The organism is Chloroflexota bacterium (assembly GCA_009840355.1).
Taxonomy (GTDB): Bacteria; Chloroflexota; Dehalococcoidia; order Lucifugimonadales; family JADFKI01; genus Bin90.
The window spans coordinates 77160-99714 of sequence record VXNZ01000026.1 but is presented as its reverse complement, the minus strand read 5'-3'; the positions used below and the strand labels follow the sequence as shown (position 1 = coordinate 99714).

Sequence of the window (22555 nt, the reverse complement as noted above, 5' to 3'; positions counted from 1 at the left end):
TGACTGAAAGACTGACACACCACCATGCTAATCGTACAAAAATACGGCGGAAGCTCGCTTGCGGACGCCGACAAGATTCGCAATGTCGCCGGGCGCATCGCGCGCAGCAGGGACGCGGGCAACAGCGTCATCGCCGTCGTGTCCGCTATGGGCGACACCACTGACGATCTCATCGACTTGGCGAACGAAATCTCGAACCGACCGGACGCGCGCGAAATGGACGTGCTGCTCTCCACCGGCGAACTAGTGTCCTGCACACTGATGGCGATGGCGCTGCGCTCGATGGGCTACGCGTCCGTCAGCCTTAGCGGTGCACAAGCGGGTATTCGCACCGATTCCAGCTACGGCAGGGCGCGCATCGCGGGCGTGTCGCCGGAGCGCATTATCGGAGAAGTGGATGCAGGCAACATCGTCATTGTCGCGGGCTTTCAGGGCATCACCGAAGACTTGGACATCACCACGCTCGGTCGCGGCGGCTCTGACACGACAGCAGTGGCAATCGCTGCGGGCGTCGAAGCGGATCGCTGCGAGGTCTATACCGATGTGGACGGCATCTACACGGCGGACCCGCGTCTAGTGCCGACCGCGAGAAAGTTGGACGAAGTGGGCTTCGAGGAAATGCTCGAGCTTGCAAGCTACGGCGCGAAGATGAATCCGCGCTCTATCGAAATGGGAATGCACTACAATGTGCCGATACTCGTGGCATCCAGTTTCACGGACGCGGCGGGCACGCTTATTCACGGGGACATCCACGGAGACAGCGAGATGAACAGCAATGTGGGCGAAATACGGAATCGCGTGAGGGGAATCGCGACGGACACGAATGTGGCGAAGATAACGGTGCTCGGCGTCATCGACAGGCCCGGCATCGCGGCGAGCCTGTTCGAGCCGCTCGCCGAAGCCGACATCAGCGTGGATGTCATCGTGCAGAACGCGAGCGTTGATGGCACAACCGATATGACATTCACCGTTACGCGCACCGACCTCGACCGCGCACTCGATGTTGTCGAACCTGTCATCCGTGAACTCGGCAGCAGAGGCACCATCAGCGACGACACACTCGCCAAGCTGAGCATCGTCGGCTCCGGTATGCAGGACGCGCCGGGCTATGCATCACAGATGTTCCGCGCTCTCGCGGGCAAGGGCATCAACATAGACGCGATTACGACATCCGAGATTCGCATCACCTGCCTAATATCCGAATCGCAGGTTGCCGAAGCCGCCTGCGCGCTGCACGACGCCTTCCATTTGGACCTGCCGCGAGAATAGATGCCGCACAGATTACCACCGCAACACCGCCGTTTTCGATAGTTGACTGCCGACAGTTGAACGACTTCATGCCTCACCCCCACCTTTCGGTAATCATTCCTGCCTACAACGAGGCGGGGCGGATAGTCGCCACGCTGGACGCCGTTTCGCAGTATCTCCAACAGCAGGCGTACACAGCGGAGGTCATCACCGTTGACGACGGTAGTGACGACTCGACCGCCGAAGTCGTGGAACATTGGTCTGCTGAGCAAGAAGACTTCAGGCTGAAACGCATCGAACACGGCGGCAAAGGCGCGGCTGTGCGGCAGGGCATGCTCACGGCGAGCGGCGAATACCGCTTCATGTGCGACGCAGACCTCGCCATGCCGATAAGCCACCTTGCCGACTTTTTGCAACACATGGAATCCGGATACGACATCGTCATCGGCTCTCGGCAGATTGCGGGCGCGAACCGCTACGGGGAATCGCTGTTTCGGCACATGCTGGGGCGCACGTACAACAAGATGGTGCAGGTCATCGCGGTGCGCGGCATCGACGATACGCAGTGCGGGTTCAAATGCTTCAGCGCGGCGGCGGCAGAAACACTGTTCCCGTTGCAGCACGTCAAAGGCTGGGGCTTCGATGTCGAGTTGCTATTCCTCGCGCGGCGTCTAGGCATGCGCGTGCTGGAAATCCCGATAGAGTGGCGGCACGACGCCGACAGCAGGCTCAACCCCGCGTCCGCCGGACTCAACATGCTGCGAGATGTGCTTGCCGTGCGCTGGAACAGCCTACGCGGTAAGTACTCGCAGGAATATGCTTATTCGTCTGATGCTGATGCTGAAGCTGCCCTGTCAGCATCAGCATCGACAACAACGAACATTAGCGGCGATGATGGCGCAGATTCGCACGATGGTGGCCTGGCGGAATTAGCAACGGCGGCGTCAACAATTCGCATTGCGCCGGACGATGACGCACCGCGCGGCTACCCGGCTATCGTCGTGCCGACATTCAACGAAGCGGAAAATCTGCCGCTACTTGCGGAACGCCTATTCGCACTTCGCGTGCCAGACTTGCGGCTGGTCGTCGTGGACGACAATTCGCCCGATGGCACAGCCGAAGTAGCGCGAAGGCTGAACGAACAGTACGACAATCGCATCGACCTTATCGAGCGGCAGTCGAAAGACGGGCTGGGTACGGCATACAAAGTCGGTTTTCGGCACGCGATAGAGCAAGGCGCGGGCTACGTGTTGCAGATGGACGCCGACCTGTCGCACGCGCCGGAGTACATACCGGACTTCCTCAAGACGCTGCGGCAATCGGATGTGGTGGTCGGCTCGCGCTACACGCAAGGTGGCGGCGTTGACAAGGATTGGCGCTTTCGCAGGCACTTACTCAGTTCGCTCGCGAATTACGGCATCCGAGCCGTCGTCGGCCTGAAGGTCAAGGACGCCACGACGGGCTTCAAGGCGTTCAGAGCGGACGCCTTGAACGCGCTAGACTTCGATGAGTTCCGCTGCAAAGGGTTTGGATTTCAGGCGGAAGTGGCGTATGCCTGTCAGCACGGAAACTACCGCGTCGTCGAGCATCCCATAACATTCTACGACCGCGCTCACGGCAAGTCCAAGCTATCGATGGGAATAATCATTGAGGCGCTGTGGCGGCTTTTCCTTCTGAGATGGCGAAGGAAAACGTGACGAATCACCGTCGCGAAGCCCGCCGCATTATTACGAAAAAAATAGGTGGAAAAAGCCTTTAACTCATTTACAATAGTGCATCTAATTACCTTAAACGCAAAAGACTTTGACTGAACAGAGGACTAAGCGAAAATGCAAACACTGGCTGAAAAGAACAAGGAAAAAGTGCGGCGCGACCGCGCGAAGAAGGCTGTCGCGCTGGCGATGCACAGCAACTGGGACGATGCCGCCAAGATGAACAGCGCCATCCTCAGGGACTTTCCCAAAGACCTTGAGGCGCAAAACCGGCTGGGCAAGGCGCTCAGCGAACTCGGGCGCAACCGCGAGGCACGCGAGGCATTTCAGCGCGCGCTGGAAATATCGCCGCACAACAGCATCGCCCGCAAGAACCTCGACCGGTTGATGAGGCTAGGCGACCAGGATGTATTGCCTCAATCTCGGGACAGCGTAGAAGCAGCACCAAAGGTGTTCATCGAAGAGAGCGGCAAGGCGACTACGACGTCACTTGTCAGGCTCGCGCCGTCCAACAATCTGCTGAAACTCGCCCCGGGACACCGCGTCAGCTTGGAGATAGAAAACGGGCGGGCAAGAGTGCTGAACGCCGCCGGCGAATATGTCGGCAGCGTGGAGCCGAGGCTCGCCGCGCGCTTGCTGCGTCTAGTGCGCGGCGGCAACCAGTACGAGGCAGCAGTCACAAGCGCAGGCACAAGCGAACTGACCATCATGATTCGAGAGACTTTCAAGCACCCGTCGCAGGCGGGCATCGTGTCGTTCCCGTCGCGCGCCGGCTCGAACTACCGCGTCTATATGCCTGGCAGCATGCTGGCATACGACGAAGACGCCTCGGAAGTCGGTTCACTGGGGCGCCGTATGATCAAAGACTGGTCCGACGACGACACTGAGCCGGGCGATGACGAAGCGTTCGCGCCAGTCATCCACCGCATCATCAACTCCAGCGACGATGACGACGACGAAATCTTAGAAGACGAGGATTATTAGCCGCGCAGGGCAGCGCATGCCTAGGTATCCGCGCCGACCATAGTCCAAGCATCCCTTGATGCCGGACTGTGGCATGCGCGGATTTTCTCGTTTCTCTTCACAACGAAGATGATGAGACTAGACGGATGCGTTTGTCCAATTGTCCAATTATTTGCCATAGTGTCGGACAGAGATGCCAAAGGACTATGCCAAAGGACTGCGTAGAATCCCTCCCCTTTCCGCTCTGGGGGGAATGTTAGCATTAGGGTGCGGGCAAGAAAAAACTTTACCTTCGTATGGGTTCACCGCCTACGCCCCAACTGCCGCCGCAATCGCCGTCCTCTGTATCGCCATCAACTCACCAATCCCCTGTTCGGCAACGGATAGCACTTCGTCAAGAGCGTCCCTAGAATACGGCATGCCCTCCGCCGTCCCCTGCACCTCAACGAACTCGCCTGCGCCGGTCATCACGATGTTGAAATCCGCATCCGCCGACGAATCTTCTTCGTAGCACAAGTCGAGACAAGCCGCACCGTCGATGATGCCCACGCTCGTTGCTGCGACCGGAGATAGTATCGGCAAATCAGGCAGCTGGTTTTCCTGAACAAGCGCGTCTAACGCCAGATACAGCGCGACATAGCCGCCGGTGATAGCTGCCGTGCGCGTGCCGGCGTCTGCCTGCAGCACATCGCAGTCCACCGTAAAGGTGCGCTCTCCCAGCCGTTCTAAGTCAACGGCGGCTCGAAGCGAGCGCCCAATCAGCCGCTGAATCTCCTGCGTGCGTCCGCGCGGAGTGCGCTCTCGTGGAGTGCGAGTCAGTGTAGCGCGTGGCAGCATCGCATACTCCGCCGTAACCCAGCCCTGCCCGGAGCCACGCAAAAATCGCGGAACTTTCTCCTCCACGCTCACCGCGCACAGGACGCGCGTCAGCCCCGTCTCAATCAGCACGCTGCCCTCTGCGAACGCCTGCGCGCCGCATGTAATCGTAGTGCACCGCAGTTCGTCGTTGGCGCGGCCGTCGAGTCTTGTCATAGCGTTATTCACTTATCGGTCAAAGTGTTAGGTTGGGCGGACATCATCAAGCCGTCTACTGGAATGAGCCGCATATCCACTGGGTCAATTGCCAAGCGAAATATCTCCAGTGTGACTGCTCCCAGGAGCGGCTGAACGCCTTCTTCGCCGAATATGACGGGAGCCGTATAATTTTCGCCGTTAAGCCGGACCCGAGTCTCCCCCATGTTACGCTCTATCCGCCTGCCGTCCGCGAGCTTAAAAGTGCCGCTACCCAGAACTTCGATACCCAAACGGCGAAGCATAGACGCAGGCAGTATGTTGTAAGTGGAGCCGGAATCGACAAGCGCGTTGACATATTCGTAGCGCAGTCCTTGTGGGTCTCCGACTCCTATCTCAACTTGAAATGTCCCCATGACATATTCTCTTTTCTTACCGATCCGATTCCATTTGAAGCACCCGAGCGCTCCACTCGCGCCATTCCATTGTATCGACTTCGATGAAGCGGAAGCCGGACTGAATTGCGAAGTATTCGTCCACTTCGGTGTCGCCGATGTGGATGTAGGCGGCGGCGGCGAAGCGCGACTTTACTTCGTCGAGATTCTGCTTCAGCGCGGTGAAATCGACGGCGATGTCGTGTTGACTCCACAGCCGCTTTTGGAAGCTTATCGGACGATCGGAACAGCTGCCGACGATGCAGCCCCTGTGACTGACGGCGCGCACGAAGTCCATGGTGATGCTGCCCTGCGGCTCGCCCACTTCGAGCGTGCCGTCGATGTCGAAGCTAATCAGTATCGGCAATGTAGTCAAAGTCGGCACGCGCCCTAGTTGTTGCGCTCGGCATAGACTTGCTTGGCGCGGTCGATGGCGCGGACTCTGCCGCTCACCAGCGCGTCTTGGTGTTCTATCGCCCAGTCCTGCGATGCCTTCGTCGCCAGCGCGCTGCCCTGGAAGTGCGGCATCACATAGCGTGCGAGCAGTTCGTAGCTATGCAGCATGCGGTCGCGCGGCGCCCAGTCCACCGTCTGCACCATAAAGCCGCCGAATCCGCCGCTGAGGTCGTCCAGCCTGTGAAGCGCCTCGATGCAGTCGTCCGGCGTGCCGATAATCCACGCGCCCGAATCCGCCATGTGGTCCACGACCTTTTCGATGGGCCCGTCGAAATCTGACTTGCGCCCGTTCGTGCCTTCGGTGTACTCGCGGAGGAAGTAGCCCGCGCCCATCCGCGCTTCATCGCGCGCCTGCTGCCGCGTCTCTGCCAGATGCACCGGCACGACCAGCCGCCAGTCGTTGCGGTCAACCGTCTTGCCGTGTTCTGCGGCGGACTCTTCCGCGATAGTCCACAGGTCGCTTAGGTTGCCGCGGTCGCCGGCGGTCGGGTCGCGCGGCACAGTGATGGTCAACACCGCAGCGCCATACTTGCCGGCGAGCGCCACACCGGACGGCGACTGTATGGACGCCACCGCGATTGGCATATGCGGCCGCTGGAACGGGCGGATTTGCAGCATCGCCTCGTTAAGCTCGAACCAGTCCGACTTATAAGTGATGGGCTCGGTCTCGGTGAACAGACGCAGCACGATGCCGAACGCCTCGTCCATCTTCTCACGCTGCGTGGTCGGTTCGATGCCCATCATATAGGCATCGCCCGGCAGCGCGCCCGGGCCCACGCCGAACATCACGCGCCCGTGGCTCATGTGGTCTATCTGCACCATGCGGTTCGCCACATTGAACGGGTGATGATACGGCAGGCTGACGACGCCCGTGCCGAGTTTGATATGCTTGGTGCGGTCGGCGGCGACCGCCATGAAAATCTCGGGCGAGGAGATAATCTCCCAGCCGGAGCTGTGGTGCTCGCCAATCCACGCCTCGTCGTAGCCCAGGTAGTCGAGCCACTGAATCAGTTCGAGGTCGCGGTCGATGGCGAGCGTCGGGTTCTCGCCAACGCGGTGGAACGGTCCAAGAAATATGCCGAACTTCATTCGGTCGGGCAGAGCCATGGCGGTGTCCTTTCGTGTTGGTCTTGTTGATGAATCTGGTTTGGGGCGAATTATAGTCGCAGAGTAGGGGAGTGGCAACACGGATGCTAATTGAACTCCCCCATCACCTCGTCCGCGAACAGCCGCATCGCCGCATGCACCTTGTCGCGGGGCATGCCGCCGAAGGCGAAGTTGCAGCCAAAGTATTCGACGCCGCGCGCCTGCAGTGCTTTTATCTTGGCGATGCACTGCTCCGGCGTGCCGATGATGGATCGATGCTCCGCCACATGGTCGAAGGTGAGCGACGGCGCGCCGCGTGTTCTGCGCCATTCTTCGATGCTGCCACTCGCCTCGCTTGCGCCGTTGAGCGTTCCGCGCCATTGCAGCAGGTCGATGACCCAATTGAGCGACTTGTACGCATCCTCGCGCGCCCGCTCTTCGCTCTCCGCAAGATAGCAGTATCGAAAGAACGGGATGTCCGCCGTCGTGATGTTGTGCCCCGCCTCAGCGGACATCGCCTCGTAGCGGTGGCAAAGTTCCAGCGCGGATTCGTTGTCCACAGTCAAGCCTATCATCGTGGGGAAGCCGTTCTTCACCGCGAACTCCAGCGTGGCGGGCGTGCGCGTGGCGGCGATGTAGATTGGCGGATGCGGCTGCTGTACCACCGGCGGCACGAGGTTCGCCGAATGTACATCATAGAACTGCCCTTCGTGAGTATATTCCGGCGTAGTCCACATGCCGCGAATCATGTTGACGGATTCTTGGAAGCTCGCCTGCGTGTCGCTGTGATCGACGCCGTATGGAGTGAACTCGCTGGGAGACGCGCCGCGCCCGAAGCCGACATCAAGCCGCCCGTTGCTGATGAGGTCGAGTGTCGCTGTGTCTTCGGCGAGACGAATCGGATTGTGCAGCGGTGGCACGAGCACGGCGGTACCAAGCCGTATCTTGCTGGTGCGAGCGGCAATCGCAGCTGCAAACACCAGCGCGGACGACCCAATGCCATAGCGCGTAAAGTGATGCTCAGCAAGCCAAGCGCTATGAAGCCCAAGCTCCTCGCCAAGCGCAATGTCCTCGCAAGTCTGCTCCACAATGCTGCGCGCATCCGTGTCCTCAGGCCAAGGCAAGTGTGTAATAAGAGCGAACTTCATGAAGGCTGCCCCTTTCCTTGGAAATAAGTATGTCAGTCCGGCACCCTCATTATACGCTTGCACCGCGCTGATTACGAAACTGACTCCTTTGATTGATGCTACCTGAATAGTCCCGCTTGAATATGCAGCGCGATGGGGACAAAGCTACAGATTTACATGACACCGTAATTATTATAACCTTCTCCCCGTGTCGGCTGGCTATGCGAATGTATTCTAGGAGCCGTAGCGGCGGGAAGGCGATTAAGATGAACTTGGGACAGGTGTATAGAGCCATCGCGGCTATTGTGGCGTATGCGGTCATCGACTTGGTGTGGCATTTGCTGCCGTTCGTTACCACGATGTACGAGAGTCTGCGCGATGCAAGCGGGCTGGGCAACGACTGGAGCTTCGGCAAGCCAATGGAGACTTGGGGCGGCATCGAATTCGTGGCGCTCCTGCTGTTCTTCATACTGATAGGCATAGCGAACTGGCGACTCGCTATCGAACCTGCAATGAAAGCGAGTAGCCTGAACAAGGCGATGGTCAACAGCTTCATTCTGGGCTTGGGCGCGTATGCCACTTACAGCGTGCCGTCGTTCGTCGCGATAGCTATGTGGCCCGTGCCGCTGGTCTTCATCGACATCATCATCGGTGGCTTCCTGAGCCTCGCCACATCCACGATTGTTACGGCTATTGCGCTCAAATTACGCGATCGTTGATAGTTCGATTTTATCCAGTGTTGAAAAGCCCCTGCCCTGCCCATTGGGGAAAGGTCGTATGGGGTCGATGCCGCCTTTCTTCCCACAGATTTTGACGCCATTAAGCCAAGCCTCTTATAATTGGCGCTAACAATCAATAGCCCACATATTAGGATAAACGACACTCTTGAAACTGCGAGAAAGGCAGAGCTAATATGCCTGACGCGCCCACACAGTACGCGGCGAATGCAGGAACGCCTGACGACGCCACTTTGCTGGAAATGTACGGCAAGATGGTGCTGTCGCGCACGCTTGACGAGCGCATTTGGATGCTCAACCGACAAGGCAAGGCGGCAATCGTGGCGTCGTCGCAGGGACACGAAGCGGCGCAAATCGGCAGTGTGTACGCTCTGCGGCGCGGCGTGGACCAATTCTACATATACTACCGCGACCTCGCCGTGATGCTGTCGCTCGGCATGACTCCGCGCGAGATTATGCTCGGCTTCACGGCGAAGACAGGCGAGCCGTTGAGCGGCGCGCGGCAGTTCCCCACGCACGGCGCGTATCCGGAAATCGGGCTAATCAATCTGTCGAATGTCATCGCCACGCAGCTACCGCAGGCGGTCGGCGCCGCGCTCGCCAGTCGCATGAAAGGCTCGGACGCGATTGTCATCGCATACTTCGGCGACGGCGCGTCCAGCTTCGGCGACACGCATGAGGCGATGAACTTCGCGGCGGTGCACCGCCTGCCGGTCGTGTTCATGTGCGAGAACAACAAGTACGCGACATCCGTTCCACAGCGCTGGCAGATGGCAGTGGACAGCGTGGCGAGCCGCGCGGAAGGCTACGGCATGCCGGGCATCACGATAGACGGCTGCGATGTTGTCGCGGTGCACGAAGCGGTGTCCGAGGCGGCGGCGCGCGCGCGAATTGGCGACGGCCCCACGCTCATCGAGGCGCAGGTCGAACGCTACTTGCCACACACCAGCGACGACGATGACACGCGCTATCGTCCCCGCGCCGAGATTGAAGAGGCAAGGCTGCGCGACCCGCTCAAGCTATTCTCCGACCGCCTGATATCGCTGGGCATCTTGGACAACGCGACCGACGAGCGCCTGCAAGCCGAAGCGCGCGCCCAAATCAATACCGTCACCGACGAAGTAGAGGCCGCCGATTATCCTGTTACGGACGACTTCTTTGAGCATGTGTATGCGGCAGGAAACTAACATTGATGTACAGGATGGATAGGATAAGCAAGGCAGTTACATGGCAGAGATGAATGTGCTGGAAGCGGTGCGGGAGGCGATGCGCGAGGAGATGCTGCGCGATGAGCGCGTCTTCGTACTTGGCGAAGATGTCGGCGTGAGAGGCGGCGTGTTCCTTGCGACAGACGGCTTCGTTGACCAGTTCGGCGCGGAGCGCGTGATAGACACGCCCATCGCCGAATCCTCCATCGCGGGCATGGCGCTTGGCGCGGCGATGCACGGCATGCGCCCCATCGCCGAGATACAGTTCGCGGACTTCATCTGGCCCGTGTTCAACCAGATTGTCGGCGAGGCGGCGCGCGCGCGATACGGCAGCAGCGGCAAGCTGAGCGTGCCGCTGGTACTGCGCGCTCCGGAAGGCGGCGGCGTTCGCGGCGCGCTGTATCATTCACAGTCCGCGGAGGCGTATTTCTGCCACGCGCCGGGCTTGAAAGTGATAACACCCGCCACGCCATACGACGCCAAAGGGCTGCTAAAGAGCGCCATCCGAGACGACGACCCGGTGATTTTCCTCGAGCACAAGCGTACTTACCGGCTGGTGCGCGGCGAAGTGCCGGACGGCGAGTACACGCTGCCGATTGGCAAGGCGGATGTGAAACGCGCAGGCGACGATGTGTCGGTCTTCACATACGGCTTGATGGTGCATCACTGCATCGAGGCGGCGCAGACGCTCGAAGGCGAGGGCATCGATGCCGAGGTCGTTGACCTGCGCACGCTGCGTCCGCTCGACACGGACGCGGTGCTCGAATCCGCGATGAAGACGGGCAAGGCGCTGGTCGTGCACGAGGACAACAAGGTCGGCGGAATCGGCGGCGAAGTCGCAGCCACAATAGCGGAGGACGCCTTCGAGTATCTCGACGCGCCGGTGCGACGGCTTGCGGGTCCCGAAGTACCGGCGATGCCGTTCAGCCCGCCACTCGAAGCGTTGTACATGCTGGACTCCGCCAAAATCGCGGACGCGATACGCAGTCTGGCGGCGTATTAGTTCATCAGTAAGTCAGTCTATCCGTCCGTCGGTCAATCGGTTTCTTTCGAGCCATCCCCAGTCAGGTAACCGACTGACAAACTGAAATACTGACTAACCGACCAATCCCCACAGGTGCAATGAATGATAATCGAACTGCCGCAGGTCGGCGAATCCGTAACCGAGGGCACCATCGTCCAGTGGCTGAAGCAGGTCGGCGACAGCGTGGATAGATACGACCCGCTCGTCGAAGTGCTCACGGACAAGGTCAGCATGGAAGTGCCATCGCCGGTCGCAGGCGTCATCACGGAAATCCTCGCTATGGAAGGTGAGACACTGCCCATGGGCGCGCCCATCGCGTCCATACAGACCGCAGACGCGGCGAATACTGATTCTGATTCCGTGTTAACCGCTGACACCACACCCGCCGCCGAAGACGCCGCGCAGTCCGAAACTACGACCGTCGTATCCGATGAACAACACTCAGCAAGCCGCATCGGTGTACTGCTAAAGGATGTCGCGCCCGTAGGTCCCACCGGGTCCGGCAATGTCGTCGCCCCCGCGCCCGACGATGGGCCTGCGCCGCAATTTAGGAGCGCAGGCAGTCGCCGTCGCAGATACTCGCCTGCGGTGCAGCGGCTCGCTGACGAGCACGGCATTGACTTGCAACAAGTCGAAGGCACGGGCATAAACGGTCGTGTAACCCGCAAGGATGTACTGGCGTACATCGAATCGCAGGCTGATGCCGCAGTTCAAGCACCAGCCACGCCTGCGGCGCCCGTTCCCGCAACATCGCCGCAGGAAAGTGCGGACGAAGAGCGCCTGCCGCTGTCGCCCGTGCGCCGCGTGATTGCCGCAAACATGAAGCGCAGCGTGTCCGAAATCCCGTCTGCGTGGTCTATCACGGAAGTCGATGTGAGCGGATTGGTGCGCCGCCGACATGCCCTGAAGGACGAATTCATGCAGCGCGAAGGCGTCAACCTGACTTACTTGCACTTTGTTATCAAGGCGGTCGCGGAATCCCTGCGCGAAAACCCGCTGCTAAACTCGTCGTGGGGCGATGACGCGATAATCCTGAAGCGGCGCATTAACATCGGCATAGCAGCCGCCACGCCGGACGGGCTGGTTGTTCCAGTGCTGCGAGACGCAGATACGCTCAGCGTCGCGGGCATCGCTGCGCGCGTATCCGAATTAACGACGCGCGCTCGGCAGGGCAAGCTGACCATCGAAGATATGCAGTCCGGCACATTCACGCTGAACAACACCGGCGCGCTCGGTTCAGTCGCATCGCAGCCGATAATCAACCACCCGCAGGCGGCGATTCTCACCACCGAAGCGGTCGTCAAGCGACCGGTCGTTATTGGCGACGCCATAGCCATTCGCTCGATGATGAACATCTGCCTGACATTCGACCACCGCATAATGGACGGCGCGGAGGCGTCCACGTTCACCAACGCCGTCAAGCGCCGACTCGAAGCCATCACCGATGACACGGGCATCTACTAGGCGCTGCCACCGATGAGCGTCACGAACACCTGCCTAGTCGTCTCGCTTGGCGTGATGGACTACCTCGCCGCTTACGATTTACAGCGGCGCACGCACGCACTAGTAGCCGCTCGCAAGATGCCCGATGTTCTGCTGCTGCTGGAGCATCCACACGTCTATACGCTCGGACGCAGAGGAAAGCAATCCGACATCCTCGCCTCTTCTGACACTCTCAGGCGGCTCAATGCCGAGACCCACTTCACCGACAGAGGCGGCGAAGCGACTTACCACGGTCCCGGCCAGCTCGTCGGCTATCCCATCATCAACCTGCGCCGCTGGGGCGGCGGCGTGCGCGACTATGTAGAGACGCTTGAGCGAACTCTGATAAGTTCTCTGAATGAGTATGGCATTGTGGCGCACAGCGAAGGCAAGCCCACCGGCGTCTGGGTCGAGGACGCCAAGATAGCCGCCATCGGCGTGCATGTGAGCCGCTCCGTCACGACGCACGGCTTCGCGCTCAATGTATGCCCCGACCTGTCATACTTCGACCACATCGTCCCCTGCGGCATGCCCGGCGCACAGGTCACATCTGTGGCGCAAGAATTGGGGCGCGGTCTCACGGTCTCCGACATGCTGCCGGTGTTGACGCGAGTCTTCGGCAGGAAGTTTGGGCTTGCCATCGAGTGGAGTAGCCTAGACGCCATCCAGAGCGCTGCCGCGCCTACTCCGACAAGAATTGACCCTTGAGGCGCGGGTCTAGGTAGTCGCGGAGGGCATCGCCAATTAGGACTACGGCTAGCACGGTGGCGGTTAGGAATACGCCAGGGAAGAACGAAATCCAGAATGCGACTTGTACATAGCCCTTGCCCGTTGCCACTATGTTGCCCCAAGTTGGGATGAATTCCGGCACGCCTGCGCCTAGGAAACTCAGGCTCGCCTCGGCTAGTATCGCGGTTGCTAGGGTAAATGTCGCCTGCACCATCACGATACCGAATGTATTCGGCGCGATGTGTAGGAACAAGATGCGCCACACCGGCGCGCCAATCGCACGCGCCGCCTCCACGAACTGCTCTTCGCGTAGGCTCAAAACCTGCCCGCGCACCAGGCGTACCTTACTCGCCGTGCCGGTTACTGACAGCGCGATGATGACATTGTTCACGCTGCCGCCCAGCAGCGCGATGAGCGCGAGCGCCAGCAATATCGTGGGGAATGCCAGCAAGCCGTCCACGATGCGCATCAGGATGTGGTCGAGGAAGCGGAAATATCCGGCGAACAGCGCGATGACCAGTCCGAGAACGACCGATACGACCGTTACCGCAAAGCCGACATACAGCGACACTCGACTGCCGGCAATCACGCGATCGAACACATCGCGTCCGAATGCGTCTGTGCCAAACCAATGCTCCGATGACGGAGGCAGTCGCAGGTCGGTAGTTGTCTGCGTGTAGTCGGAGCGCACAATGATGGGCGAGAACGCCGTCATCAGCAAGATAGTGGCGAGTATCACCACGCCGATAATCACATTCGGATTGCCGCGCATTATGAGCACACTGGCGGCAAGCGCACGACGCACGCGCGCGCCTGGGCTTGGCGCAAGCCTGATTGCCAATTGCTCTGCCTGTTCCGGCTGATTCCGCATGCCCATTAGTACCGTATCCTAGGGTCTAGGTAGGCGTAGATGATGTCGATGAACAGGTTGACCAGCACATATCCGGTTGCCACAACCATCATCATCGCCTGAATGATTGGGAAGTCCCGCCTTATTATCGCCTCAATCAGCATCCTGCCCAGACCGGGTATCGCGAATATGGACTCGGTTACCACAAAGCCGGTGGCGAGGCTCGCCAGCGATGCGCCGATTACCGTAACGACGGGAATAGACGCCGGCCGGAACGCGTGCCGCATGTACACCACGAGTTCGCGCAGTCCTTTGGCTCGCGCGGTTCGCACATAGTCCTCGCGCAACACGTCCAGCATTGCCGAGCGCGTGATGCGCGATATGAACGCGGACGACAGGATGCTGTTCACCGCGACGGGCAGGAACATGCTGTGCAAGTGCGGCAATATGCCGTCGCCGATGGGTCTATACCCCAGCGCGGGGAACCAGCCGAAATTGACCGCAAACACCCATATCAGGATGAAAGCGAGCCAGAAGCCGGGCGCGGAGAAGCCTAGCACCGCGAAGAACATGAACGCCCTGTCGATAGGCGCACCCGCTTTCCACGCCGATATGACGCCGATTGATATGCCGAGCAGCGTTGACAACACGATGACTTGCACACCTAGCGAAAGCGTAGGTTGCAAGCGCGGCGCCATCAGGGTGGTTATCGACTGCCTGGAGAATATGGAAGTGCCCAAATCGCCGCGCGCCAAACGCCCGACCCAGCGAATGAATTGGATGTGAATCGGCTGGTCGGTGCCAAGCTCTTGGCGAATGCGCTCCAGGTCTTCGACGGTGGCTTCGTCGCCGCCTATAATCGCCGCAGGGTCGCCCGGCGCGATGTGAATGATGGAAAAGGTAATTACGCCGACAACCAGAATGACGGGAATAGACGAGGCGATGCGAATAAGTGTGTAACGCCACATCCGCTTACTCACGCTCCTTCATTGTCGTATCCCTAAGAAACTGTCCCTTCCCCATGAGTCCCGTGAGGGGGAAGACTAAGATGGGGCATGCCGCCAAGCGAATGCCAAGAATCAAAACTGTACCCAGACATTGCCAGCCCTTGCAATGCTCAATGCTAGTATAAAGCAAAGCGAGGGCAGATTTGCACCTGCCCCCGCCGAGATTATTCTCGATTATCGTGCTATTCGGTCAACCACTTGTCGAACGGCTTCTGCTGCGCGGAGCCGCCGTTGACAATGCCATGAACCTTCGTGCTCGCCGCCCAGCGGCTGAAGAACTCACCGACTTGCAGGAAGATGGCGTCTTCGTAGAAGTGCATGTGGAACTCGTCGTTCAGCGCAATCTGCTCTTCTTCACTCGTCGCGCGCGCCAGCCGCGAGTATATCTCGCGCTGCTTGCCGGTCGTGTCCTGGTAGTTATTGAACCACGCGTCATACTGCAGCTCGGAGAATAGCAGGTGTCCGACGGGGCCAGACCTGACCGTTACTCCGCTCCAGGTGTGGAAGAACTCCCAGTCGTCCGGGCGTGCGCGCTGCGCGACCATCGTCGCCCAGTCCATCACTTGGAAGTCCACATCGAAACCGAGCGCGGTAAGCACTTCGCGACTGACCTGCGCGGCTGCGTGCGCGGGCTGCCTGTCCGCCGGGTCCATCAGACGCACATGCGCGCCTGTAACGCCGGCCTCTTCGAGCAGAGCCTTCGCCTCGTCGAGGTTCATCGCATTGTAGAAGCCGTCAGAACCGGAGGTAGTCTCCCACTTCGTGCCGCACTGCAGCAGCGACGGGCAGAGCCGCGTAAACGCCGGATCGCCGGTTGCGAGTGTCAGAGCCTTCTGATTGTCGTAAGCCTTGACCATCGCCTGCCGCGCGAGCTTGTTGTCGAACGGACCACGCACGTGGTTGAAGTGTCCCAGCAGCCTGAACGGCGGGTTGTCGTAAAGCGCCACTCCGGGGTCTGCTTCCAGCCGCGATAGCAGCTCAGCCGGGAATTCCTGCACTATATGCACTTCGCGCGTTTGCAGCGCGGCGACGCGGGTTGTCTGGTCCGGCACTTCGATGTACATCATGCGATCGACATAGGCGGTATGTCCTCCGGATGTGCCGTTCGCCGGACCGGGGTGCGGGCTGTAGTCTTCGTATCTGACCGCGCTCCAGCGGTCGCCGGGCAGCCATTCTTCAAACTTGAACGGGCCGGTGCCGTTGGGCGGGCCCTCGGCAGATTCGTTGGCAGTGTAGTTGTCATACCAGTCGGCGGTTACGAGGCGCGGACCGAAGCCCTGCGGACCAATGGCGTCAATCGCCAGACCGGTCGCCTCGCGCATGTTCAGGCTAAAGTGCAGGTCGTCCTCGACGGTGAAGAAATCCTCGAAGTCGCCGTCGCCCGCGCCGAACTCGTTGCGAACCAGCCGCAGAATAGGCGCTCTGTCCTTCTGCCTGTTAAGTGTGCCTCGAACCTGCTCGGTCGTGAGCGGCGTGCCGTCGTGGAACTTCACTCCCTCGCGAATCTTAAACGTCCAGGACAGGTTGTCATCGCTGCTCTCCCAGCTCTCGACAATCAGCGGACCGATGCCATAGTCGCTGGTGTACTCGAAAAGCCCTTCGAGAATGGTGTTGGACACGTTGCCCGTGCCCGATGCCGTCGTCCAAAGTGGGTCGAACGACTGTATGCTGCCTGCCGCGACGATGCGCAGTGTGCCGCCGTATTGTGCTTCGTCAGACGACATTGCCATTGCTGGCTGACGAATCTGCGACTGCGGCACAGGCGCGAGCTGCGGCGCTTGTGGGGTGGGCAAAACCTGCACCATCGCAGGTGCCGCGGGTGCCGCCGGCGCTGGCATAGCCGGCGCTGCCGGCTGCTGCACTTCTTGCGGCACTGGTGCCGGTACCTGTGCCGGCGCGGCTGCTGCAGGCGCCGGAGCTGCCGGCGCGGTAGTCTGCACCGGCGCCGGGCTGGAGCACGCCAGCGCTCCAACTGCCAAGACGGACGCTAACGGCAATAGCCACGCAAACGCCTTCTTCTTGCTGATATTCCTCACATCAATACTCCTTAGTATCAGTAAAGATCCAGAGCAGGAACGAAACATCGTTCCACACTTCATTGTGCCAATTATGCGCCTTGCACAGCGAGTTAGTCAATGAAAAAGACTTCGGTAGTCCGTTCTCGCCTGATGGGCATGATGGGAAGGGACTATTCGAACTGCAAGTACGAACTATGCCCATCAATCGCGCTTATATACCAAAGAACCCACCAGACGAAATCCGCTAAGCATCCCTGCGCATCAGGCTGAAACTCTGCGATGTTGGTCCCTTGTCGGGCTGCGTTGCTAGGAACATGGCGAGAGGCAGCACGTCTTCGGCTTCCTTAACCCACTCGCTGGTGATTGTGTTCACGCCTTGTCCCTCGCGCTCCCATGAGGCGATTGCCCCCGGCGTCAGCACAGGCCCCGGAACCAGTTCGTTCACGCTAATGCCATACTCCCAAAGCTCCTGGGCGAGAACGCGCGTTAGCATCCATGAGCCTGCCTTTGCGCACGCATAAGCCGAGGTGTTCGGCCTGCCGTTGTGTCCTATGCCCGACCCAATTGTGATTATCTTTCCGCCGCCGCGCTCCTTGAGGTAAGGAATCGCGGTCTTGGCTGTGTAGTACGCGCCCTTTAGGTTCAAGTCTATCGTTGACGTCCATTCTTCGGGTTCGCTGTCCTCGATTGAGCCTGCTCCGATATTGCCGCCTGCGTTCACCACAACGATGTCCACGCCGCCGAACGCGTCCGCCGCCGCCTTGTGCATCCGCTCCATATCGTCGAGACTCGTCACATCGGATTGTATCGCGATTGCGCTGCCGCCGCTGTCCGTAATCTCGCCCACGACCGCCTCGATGTCCGATGCCGTCCGCGCGGCACAGCACACCGATGCGCCCTCCGCCGCGAACCCGACTGCCAGCGCGCGTCCGATACCCTTGCTCGCGCCGGTTATCGCCGCGACCTTGCCCGCCAAGCGCCCGTCTGAATTAGCCATATCCCTTTCCTCTGTATTTTGTAATACTTGCCCTTGCCGTTTGCGTTGTTTGCTATTGATATTGTAGTGCTGACTCTAATTGTTGTGACTGTCTTTCTGGATTATATGACCCTTTGGGGCGAAATACACGAAGGACTGCTCATCCTATAATGGGGCTGATAGAAGTATGTAAATGGTGATTTTAGTAGGATATGGGCTGAATGCCGCGTTTCCCATTCCGTGTCATTTTGATCGAAGCGCGCATTGAATAAAGCGCGAGCGCAAACACTGCGCCACGACCGCCGTTACGCAAGCGGGCATGGTTTGACACATTGTGCCGCGCTTCATATACTGACACTGACGCAATAGACTGGCAAGTATTGCGTGTAACGCCGTTTGGGGGAGTGTCTTACACGGGCAGTATTATCGACTATTCGTGGGCGGCAACGCGACAAAATTATTGCCGGCCTGCTGCTCGGATTTGCGCCAAAACATCCTATAATTTCATTCGCAACCATTACAGGTACAGGCAGGAGGAATGACGATGGCAAACAGAGACGATATTGCGCTGATGGCGCACCTGATGCGGCGCGCGGGTTTCGGGGCGACGCGAGACGAATTGGAGCGATTTGTCGCGCAGGGTTATGAAGCGACTGTCGAAGAGTTGCTGCATCCCGAAGCGCAGGAGCCTGTCGATAGGTACGAACTGCTGCGCTATCACCCGTGGTCGTGGAAGCCGGGCACAATTCAGGGCACCGGACATGCCACTTGGCTCTACCATATGGTCAATACGAAGGCACCGTTGCAAGAAAAAATGTCCGTCTTCTGGCACGGTATTTTCGCCACCGGCGTGTCAAAAGTTGACCACTGGGACGAAATCCTGGACATGGTTGACATGCTGCGCGATAAAGGCTTGGGCAGCTTCAAGCAAATCCTCATGGAAGTCGCGCAGAATCCTGCGATGATTTATTGGTTGGACAACAACGAGAACCACGCGGACGCCCCCAACGAGAATTGGGGACGCGAACTGTTAGAGCTGTTCAGCATGGGGCAGGGCAACTACACCGAACAGGATGTGTTTGAGTGCTCGCGCGCGTTCACCGGCTGGACGATTACGCCCAAGCTGCCGCGCTTCCCAATGGGTCGCTTCGATTGGGACTTCGAGTATCGCGAAGACGACCACGACGAGGGTGAGAAGACCTTCCTCGGCTACACAGGCAACTTCAACGGCGAAGACATCATCGACATCATAATGGCGCAGCCCGCCACATCGCGCTTCATCGCCCGCCACCTGTACAACTTCTTCGTGGCGGACGAGGCACAAGTTCCTGCGTGGCAGAATGTCGCGCCCGGCGATCCTGATGCCATTCACCTGCTTGCGGACACATTCGTCGAATCCAACGGCGACATCACATCCGTGCTTCGCGTGCTGTTCAACTCCGATTTCTTCAAGGAAGCGCGCTTCACCCGCATCAAGAGCCCTGTCGAAGTCGTGGTCAACACGCTGCGCTTCGTAGGCGGCCACGAATTTCCCGCGCCCGGCATCGGCAATCTCGGCAGGCAGATGGGCTACATGGGGCAGGAAGTGCTGAATCCACCGAGCGTTGAGGGCTGGCACACGGGCAGAGAGTGGATTAACAGCGGCTCGCTAATGCGCCGCATCAACTTCGTCGCTGACCTTGTAGGGGACACATCGCTGCCCGGCGTGCAAGCAATCGTAGGCAGACTGCAAGACGCAGGCGACATGGGTTCCACCGACTTCGTGGACACCTGTGTTGATCTGATGGGCCCCTTGGACCTCGCACCTGCGACACGACAAGAACTTATCGACCACGCAAACATCGACGGCGACCTGAAGTGGTCATCTCAAGCGGATGTCGATTTCTCCACTATGCGCGTCAGCGAAATGCTGCAGCTAATCGTCTCCCTCCGAGACTACCAATACGCGTAGGCGTCAGAGCGCAACATCTCGCGCGCAGAAGAACCTGAAACACACTGCATAAATTATAGGAGCAACAGAAATGACCACAGCGCAGAAAGACCCGGTCGTGGTTGTCGTGCAGCTTTCGGGCGGGAACGACTACTTGAACACGGTGATTCCGTATAACAACGAGACTTACTATGACAATCGCCCCACTGTCGGCATCCCGCAGGAACAGGTGCTGCATCTCGACGACGAAGTTGGGCTGCACCCGCAGATGGGCGCGATCCGCGACCTCTACAATCAGGGCAATGTCGCCATCGTGCACGGCGTCGGCTACGAAAACTCGCCGCGCTCTCACTTCCGCTCGATGGACATCTGGCACACCTGCGAGCCGGACGATGTGGGCACAGAGGGCTGGCTCGGGAAGGTAATCCGCAACATAGACCCGAACAAAGAGAATGTTGTAACCGGCGTCAGCTTTGGGCCGAGCATGTTCCGCGCCATGGCGGTGCCCGGCGTGCCTGTCGCCTGCGTCGAAGACCTGAACAACTACGGCTTGATGCCCGGCATCAGCGCCGAAGAGCAGCGGCAGAAGATTCTCAACAGGTTCTCGCGCCTCTACGGGCAGGCAGTCGGCAGAGGTCCCGTGATGGAGTTCCTCGGACAGACCGGGCTTGACGCGCTGCAGGGCGCGGACATACTAAAGATCGCGCCGGAACGCTACTCGTCCGACATCGAGTACGCGGACACCACGCTCGCCAAGAAACTCAAGGGCATCGCACAGGTGCACATGGCAGGACTAGGCTCGCGCGTGTTCTACTGCGACCATGGCAGCTTCGACTCGCACGCCGGTCAGCCCAATATGCTCGCCGGTCTGTGGGACGACCTGTCCACCGCCATCAACGACTTCTTCGACGACTTGCGCGCGCACGGCGCATCCGACAATGTGGTAATGATGCTGTTCTCCGAGTTTGGACGGCGCACGCACGACAACGGCTCCGGCACCGACCACGGCGCGGCAGGCGCGGTCATGGTCATCGGTGACAATGTGAAAGGCGGACAGTACGGCGAGTATCCTTCGCTCCGCGCCGAAGACCTCGAACAGGGCGATGTAGTGCCCAATGTCGATTTCCGCAGCGTCTATTCCACTCTCGTCGAAGACTGGATGAAGATGGACTCCACCGAAATCGTAGGCGGCAGCTTCGAGAAGCTCGACTTCATCGCCAATTAGTTTGTCAGTTGTTCAGTAGGTCAGTGTGTCAGTCCGTGGTTGGCAGTGTTTCGCTAGATGCCGGTTCGACTCGCTCACCGCGGATGATCTTGTATGCAAAACGCATTCGTTCGACCTGCCGACCCACTGAATAATTGAAAGACTGATACGCTGACAGACTAGGAGTTAGAAATATGCTAACAACAGTAGCGAAAGGGCGCACATACGACTTCAGCCACGCAGTCGGCGGGCTGTATATGCCGCAGCCAATCGGCGTCGTCGCCGGAGAGGGTGATACGGTCTATGTGCTGAGCCGCCAGTATGAACAAATCCTGGATGTGCCGTGGAATCAGGCAGCTACCGCCGCGCAGGTGAACCGCTTCACCGTGCCGGAGACAGCGGGCGACGAAGAGTTTCTCGGTCGTTTCAGCAAGTACGGCGATGGCGATGGCGAGCTAATCTGGCCGAGCGGAATTGCCAAGGACTCCGGGGAAAACCTGTACATCACCGACGAGTGGATGAACCGCGTATCCGTCTTCAACAAGGACGGCGAACTGCTGCGGGTCTGGAGCTCGGAGGGCAGCGGCGACGGTGAGCTGAACAAGCCGTCCGGCATCGCGCTTGACTCCAGCGAAGATGCCTATGTCGTGGACAGCTTGAATCACCGCGTGCAGAAGTTCACGAAGGATGGCGAGTATATCTCGCAGTTCGGCAGCTTCGGCGACGGCGATGGCGAATTGAACTCGCCGTGGGGCATCACCTGCGACGCCGACGACAACGTGTATGTCGCTGACCACAAGAACCATCGCGTGCAGAAGTTCGACTCCGACGGCGGTTACATCTCCTCCTTCGGCAGCTACGGCAAGGGTAGAGGACAGCTCAACCGCCCGAGCGATGTCGCCGTCGATCCGGACGGCGATGTGTATGTGTGCGACTGGGGCAACGACCGTGTGCAGGTTTACGCCGCGGACGGCAGCTTCGTCGCGAGCCTGCTCGGAGACGCGCAGCAACTCGCCAAGTGGCATCAGGAGCAGGTGGACGCCAACATCGACGTGATAAAGGCGCGCCGCCGCGTCTATACGCTCGAGCCGGAGTGGCGCTTCGCAATGCCCACCGGCATCGCCTTTGACGAAGCGAAGTCGCGCCTGATGGTAACCGACACACAGCGTGGGCGCATCCAAATATACAGTAAGCTCAGCGGCTACATGGAAGCGCAGTTCAACCTGTAGCCGCCCAAGCCGCAGCGCCAATTGCACCGCAAACATAGCGCAGTAAGTGCAAATATTGAGACGGGCATAATTCCCTGATTGCCCGAAACAGGACGACACTTACTGCGCTCTGCTTTTCTAGGAC

20 protein-coding genes are annotated in these 22555 nt (G+C 59.4%); 11 read left to right on the top strand and 9 right to left on the bottom strand.

Annotated features, from left to right (window positions below; genetic code table 11):
- Positions 1–24: 24 nt before the first annotated feature.
- The 3 genes from F4X57_08415 (at position 25) to F4X57_08405 (ending at position 3944) form a co-directional block, all read left to right on the top strand.
- Positions 25–1269, top strand: a complete 1245-nt coding sequence (locus F4X57_08415; GenBank protein ID MYC07179.1) for an aspartate kinase — start codon at positions 25–27, stop codon at positions 1267–1269.
- A 68-nt stretch (positions 1270–1337) separates the two neighbouring features.
- A complete protein-coding gene (locus tag F4X57_08410) occupies positions 1338–2945 on the top strand; it encodes a glycosyltransferase (GenBank protein ID MYC07178.1) in 1608 nt (535 codons plus the stop codon).
- A gap of 132 nt (positions 2946–3077) precedes the next feature.
- On the top strand, positions 3078–3944 hold the full coding sequence (locus F4X57_08405; protein MYC07177.1) for a tetratricopeptide repeat protein: 867 nt from the start codon (positions 3078–3080) through the stop codon (positions 3942–3944).
- Between the two features lie 288 nt (positions 3945–4232).
- Here the strand turns inward: F4X57_08405 and F4X57_08400 are convergent, their stop codons facing one another.
- The 5 genes from F4X57_08400 to F4X57_08380 all read right to left on the bottom strand — a co-directional run bounded on the left by F4X57_08400 (position 4233) and on the right by F4X57_08380 (position 8058).
- A complete protein-coding gene (locus tag F4X57_08400; GenBank protein MYC07176.1) occupies positions 4233–4955 on the bottom strand; it encodes a ribonuclease PH in 723 nt (240 codons plus the stop codon).
- 8 nt (positions 4956–4963) lie between these two features.
- On the bottom strand, positions 4964–5350 hold the full coding sequence (locus F4X57_08395; protein ID MYC07175.1) for a hypothetical protein: 387 nt from the start codon (positions 5348–5350) through the stop codon (positions 4964–4966).
- Positions 5351–5366: 16 nt separating this feature from the next.
- The gene (locus F4X57_08390) at positions 5367–5744 is read right to left on the bottom strand and encodes an HAD family hydrolase (GenBank protein ID MYC07174.1); all 378 of its coding nucleotides are present in this window, start codon (positions 5742–5744) and stop codon (positions 5367–5369) included.
- Between the two features lie 14 nt (positions 5745–5758).
- Entirely contained in the window at positions 5759–6931 is a 1173-nt protein-coding gene (locus F4X57_08385) for an LLM class flavin-dependent oxidoreductase (protein MYC07173.1), read from the bottom strand.
- 86 nt (positions 6932–7017) lie between these two features.
- Positions 7018–8058, bottom strand: coding sequence for an LLM class flavin-dependent oxidoreductase (locus F4X57_08380; protein MYC07172.1), 1041 nt, complete (start codon positions 8056–8058; stop codon positions 7018–7020).
- 116 nt (positions 8059–8174) lie between these two features.
- On the opposite strand from F4X57_08380, the gene F4X57_08375 reads away from it, so the two are divergent.
- The 5 genes from F4X57_08375 to lipB all read left to right on the top strand — a co-directional run bounded on the left by F4X57_08375 (position 8175) and on the right by lipB (position 13196).
- A complete protein-coding gene (locus F4X57_08375; protein MYC07171.1) occupies positions 8175–8756 on the top strand; it encodes a DUF2177 family protein in 582 nt (193 codons plus the stop codon).
- A gap of 194 nt (positions 8757–8950) precedes the next feature.
- On the top strand, positions 8951–9961 hold the full coding sequence (locus F4X57_08370) for a thiamine pyrophosphate-dependent dehydrogenase E1 component subunit alpha (GenBank protein MYC07170.1): 1011 nt from the start codon (positions 8951–8953) through the stop codon (positions 9959–9961).
- 40 nt (positions 9962–10001) lie between these two features.
- On the top strand, positions 10002–10985 hold the full coding sequence (locus F4X57_08365; GenBank protein ID MYC07169.1) for an alpha-ketoacid dehydrogenase subunit beta: 984 nt from the start codon (positions 10002–10004) through the stop codon (positions 10983–10985).
- 123 nt (positions 10986–11108) lie between these two features.
- Positions 11109–12470, top strand: a complete 1362-nt coding sequence (locus tag F4X57_08360; GenBank protein MYC07168.1) for a 2-oxo acid dehydrogenase subunit E2 — start codon at positions 11109–11111, stop codon at positions 12468–12470.
- Between the two features lie 12 nt (positions 12471–12482).
- Positions 12483–13196 (top strand): lipoyl(octanoyl) transferase LipB, encoded by a 714-nt coding sequence (gene lipB, locus F4X57_08355; protein ID MYC07167.1) that lies wholly within the window; start codon positions 12483–12485, stop codon positions 13194–13196.
- Here the strand turns inward: lipB and F4X57_08350 are convergent.
- From F4X57_08350 to F4X57_08335, 4 genes are all read right to left on the bottom strand, one after another.
- On the bottom strand, positions 13171–14088 hold the full coding sequence (locus F4X57_08350) for an ABC transporter permease (protein MYC07166.1): 918 nt from the start codon (positions 14086–14088) through the stop codon (positions 13171–13173). The genes lipB and F4X57_08350 overlap by 26 nt on opposite strands.
- Positions 14089–14093: 5 nt before the next feature.
- Positions 14094–15035 carry an ABC transporter permease gene (locus tag F4X57_08345; GenBank protein MYC07165.1) on the bottom strand — a complete coding sequence of 314 codons (942 nt, stop codon included), beginning with the start codon at positions 15033–15035 and terminating at the stop codon, positions 14094–14096.
- Between the two features lie 221 nt (positions 15036–15256).
- The gene (locus F4X57_08340) at positions 15257–17110 is read right to left on the bottom strand and encodes a hypothetical protein (GenBank protein MYC07164.1); all 1854 of its coding nucleotides are present in this window, start codon (positions 17108–17110) and stop codon (positions 15257–15259) included.
- 226 nt (positions 17111–17336) lie between these two features.
- On the bottom strand, positions 17337–18089 hold the full coding sequence (locus F4X57_08335) for an SDR family oxidoreductase (GenBank protein MYC07163.1): 753 nt from the start codon (positions 18087–18089) through the stop codon (positions 17337–17339).
- 523 nt (positions 18090–18612) lie between these two features.
- Here F4X57_08335 and F4X57_08330 point away from each other — a divergent pair.
- The 3 genes from F4X57_08330 to F4X57_08320 all read left to right on the top strand — a co-directional run bounded on the left by F4X57_08330 (position 18613) and on the right by F4X57_08320 (position 22431).
- Positions 18613–20019, top strand: coding sequence for a DUF1800 domain-containing protein (locus F4X57_08330; protein MYC07162.1), 1407 nt, complete (start codon positions 18613–18615; stop codon positions 20017–20019).
- 70 nt (positions 20020–20089) lie between these two features.
- Positions 20090–21223, top strand: coding sequence for a DUF1501 domain-containing protein (locus tag F4X57_08325; protein MYC07161.1), 1134 nt, complete (start codon positions 20090–20092; stop codon positions 21221–21223).
- A gap of 173 nt (positions 21224–21396) precedes the next feature.
- Positions 21397–22431 (top strand): hypothetical protein, encoded by a 1035-nt coding sequence (locus F4X57_08320; GenBank protein ID MYC07160.1) that lies wholly within the window; start codon positions 21397–21399, stop codon positions 22429–22431.
- Positions 22432–22555: the final 124 nt, after the last annotated feature.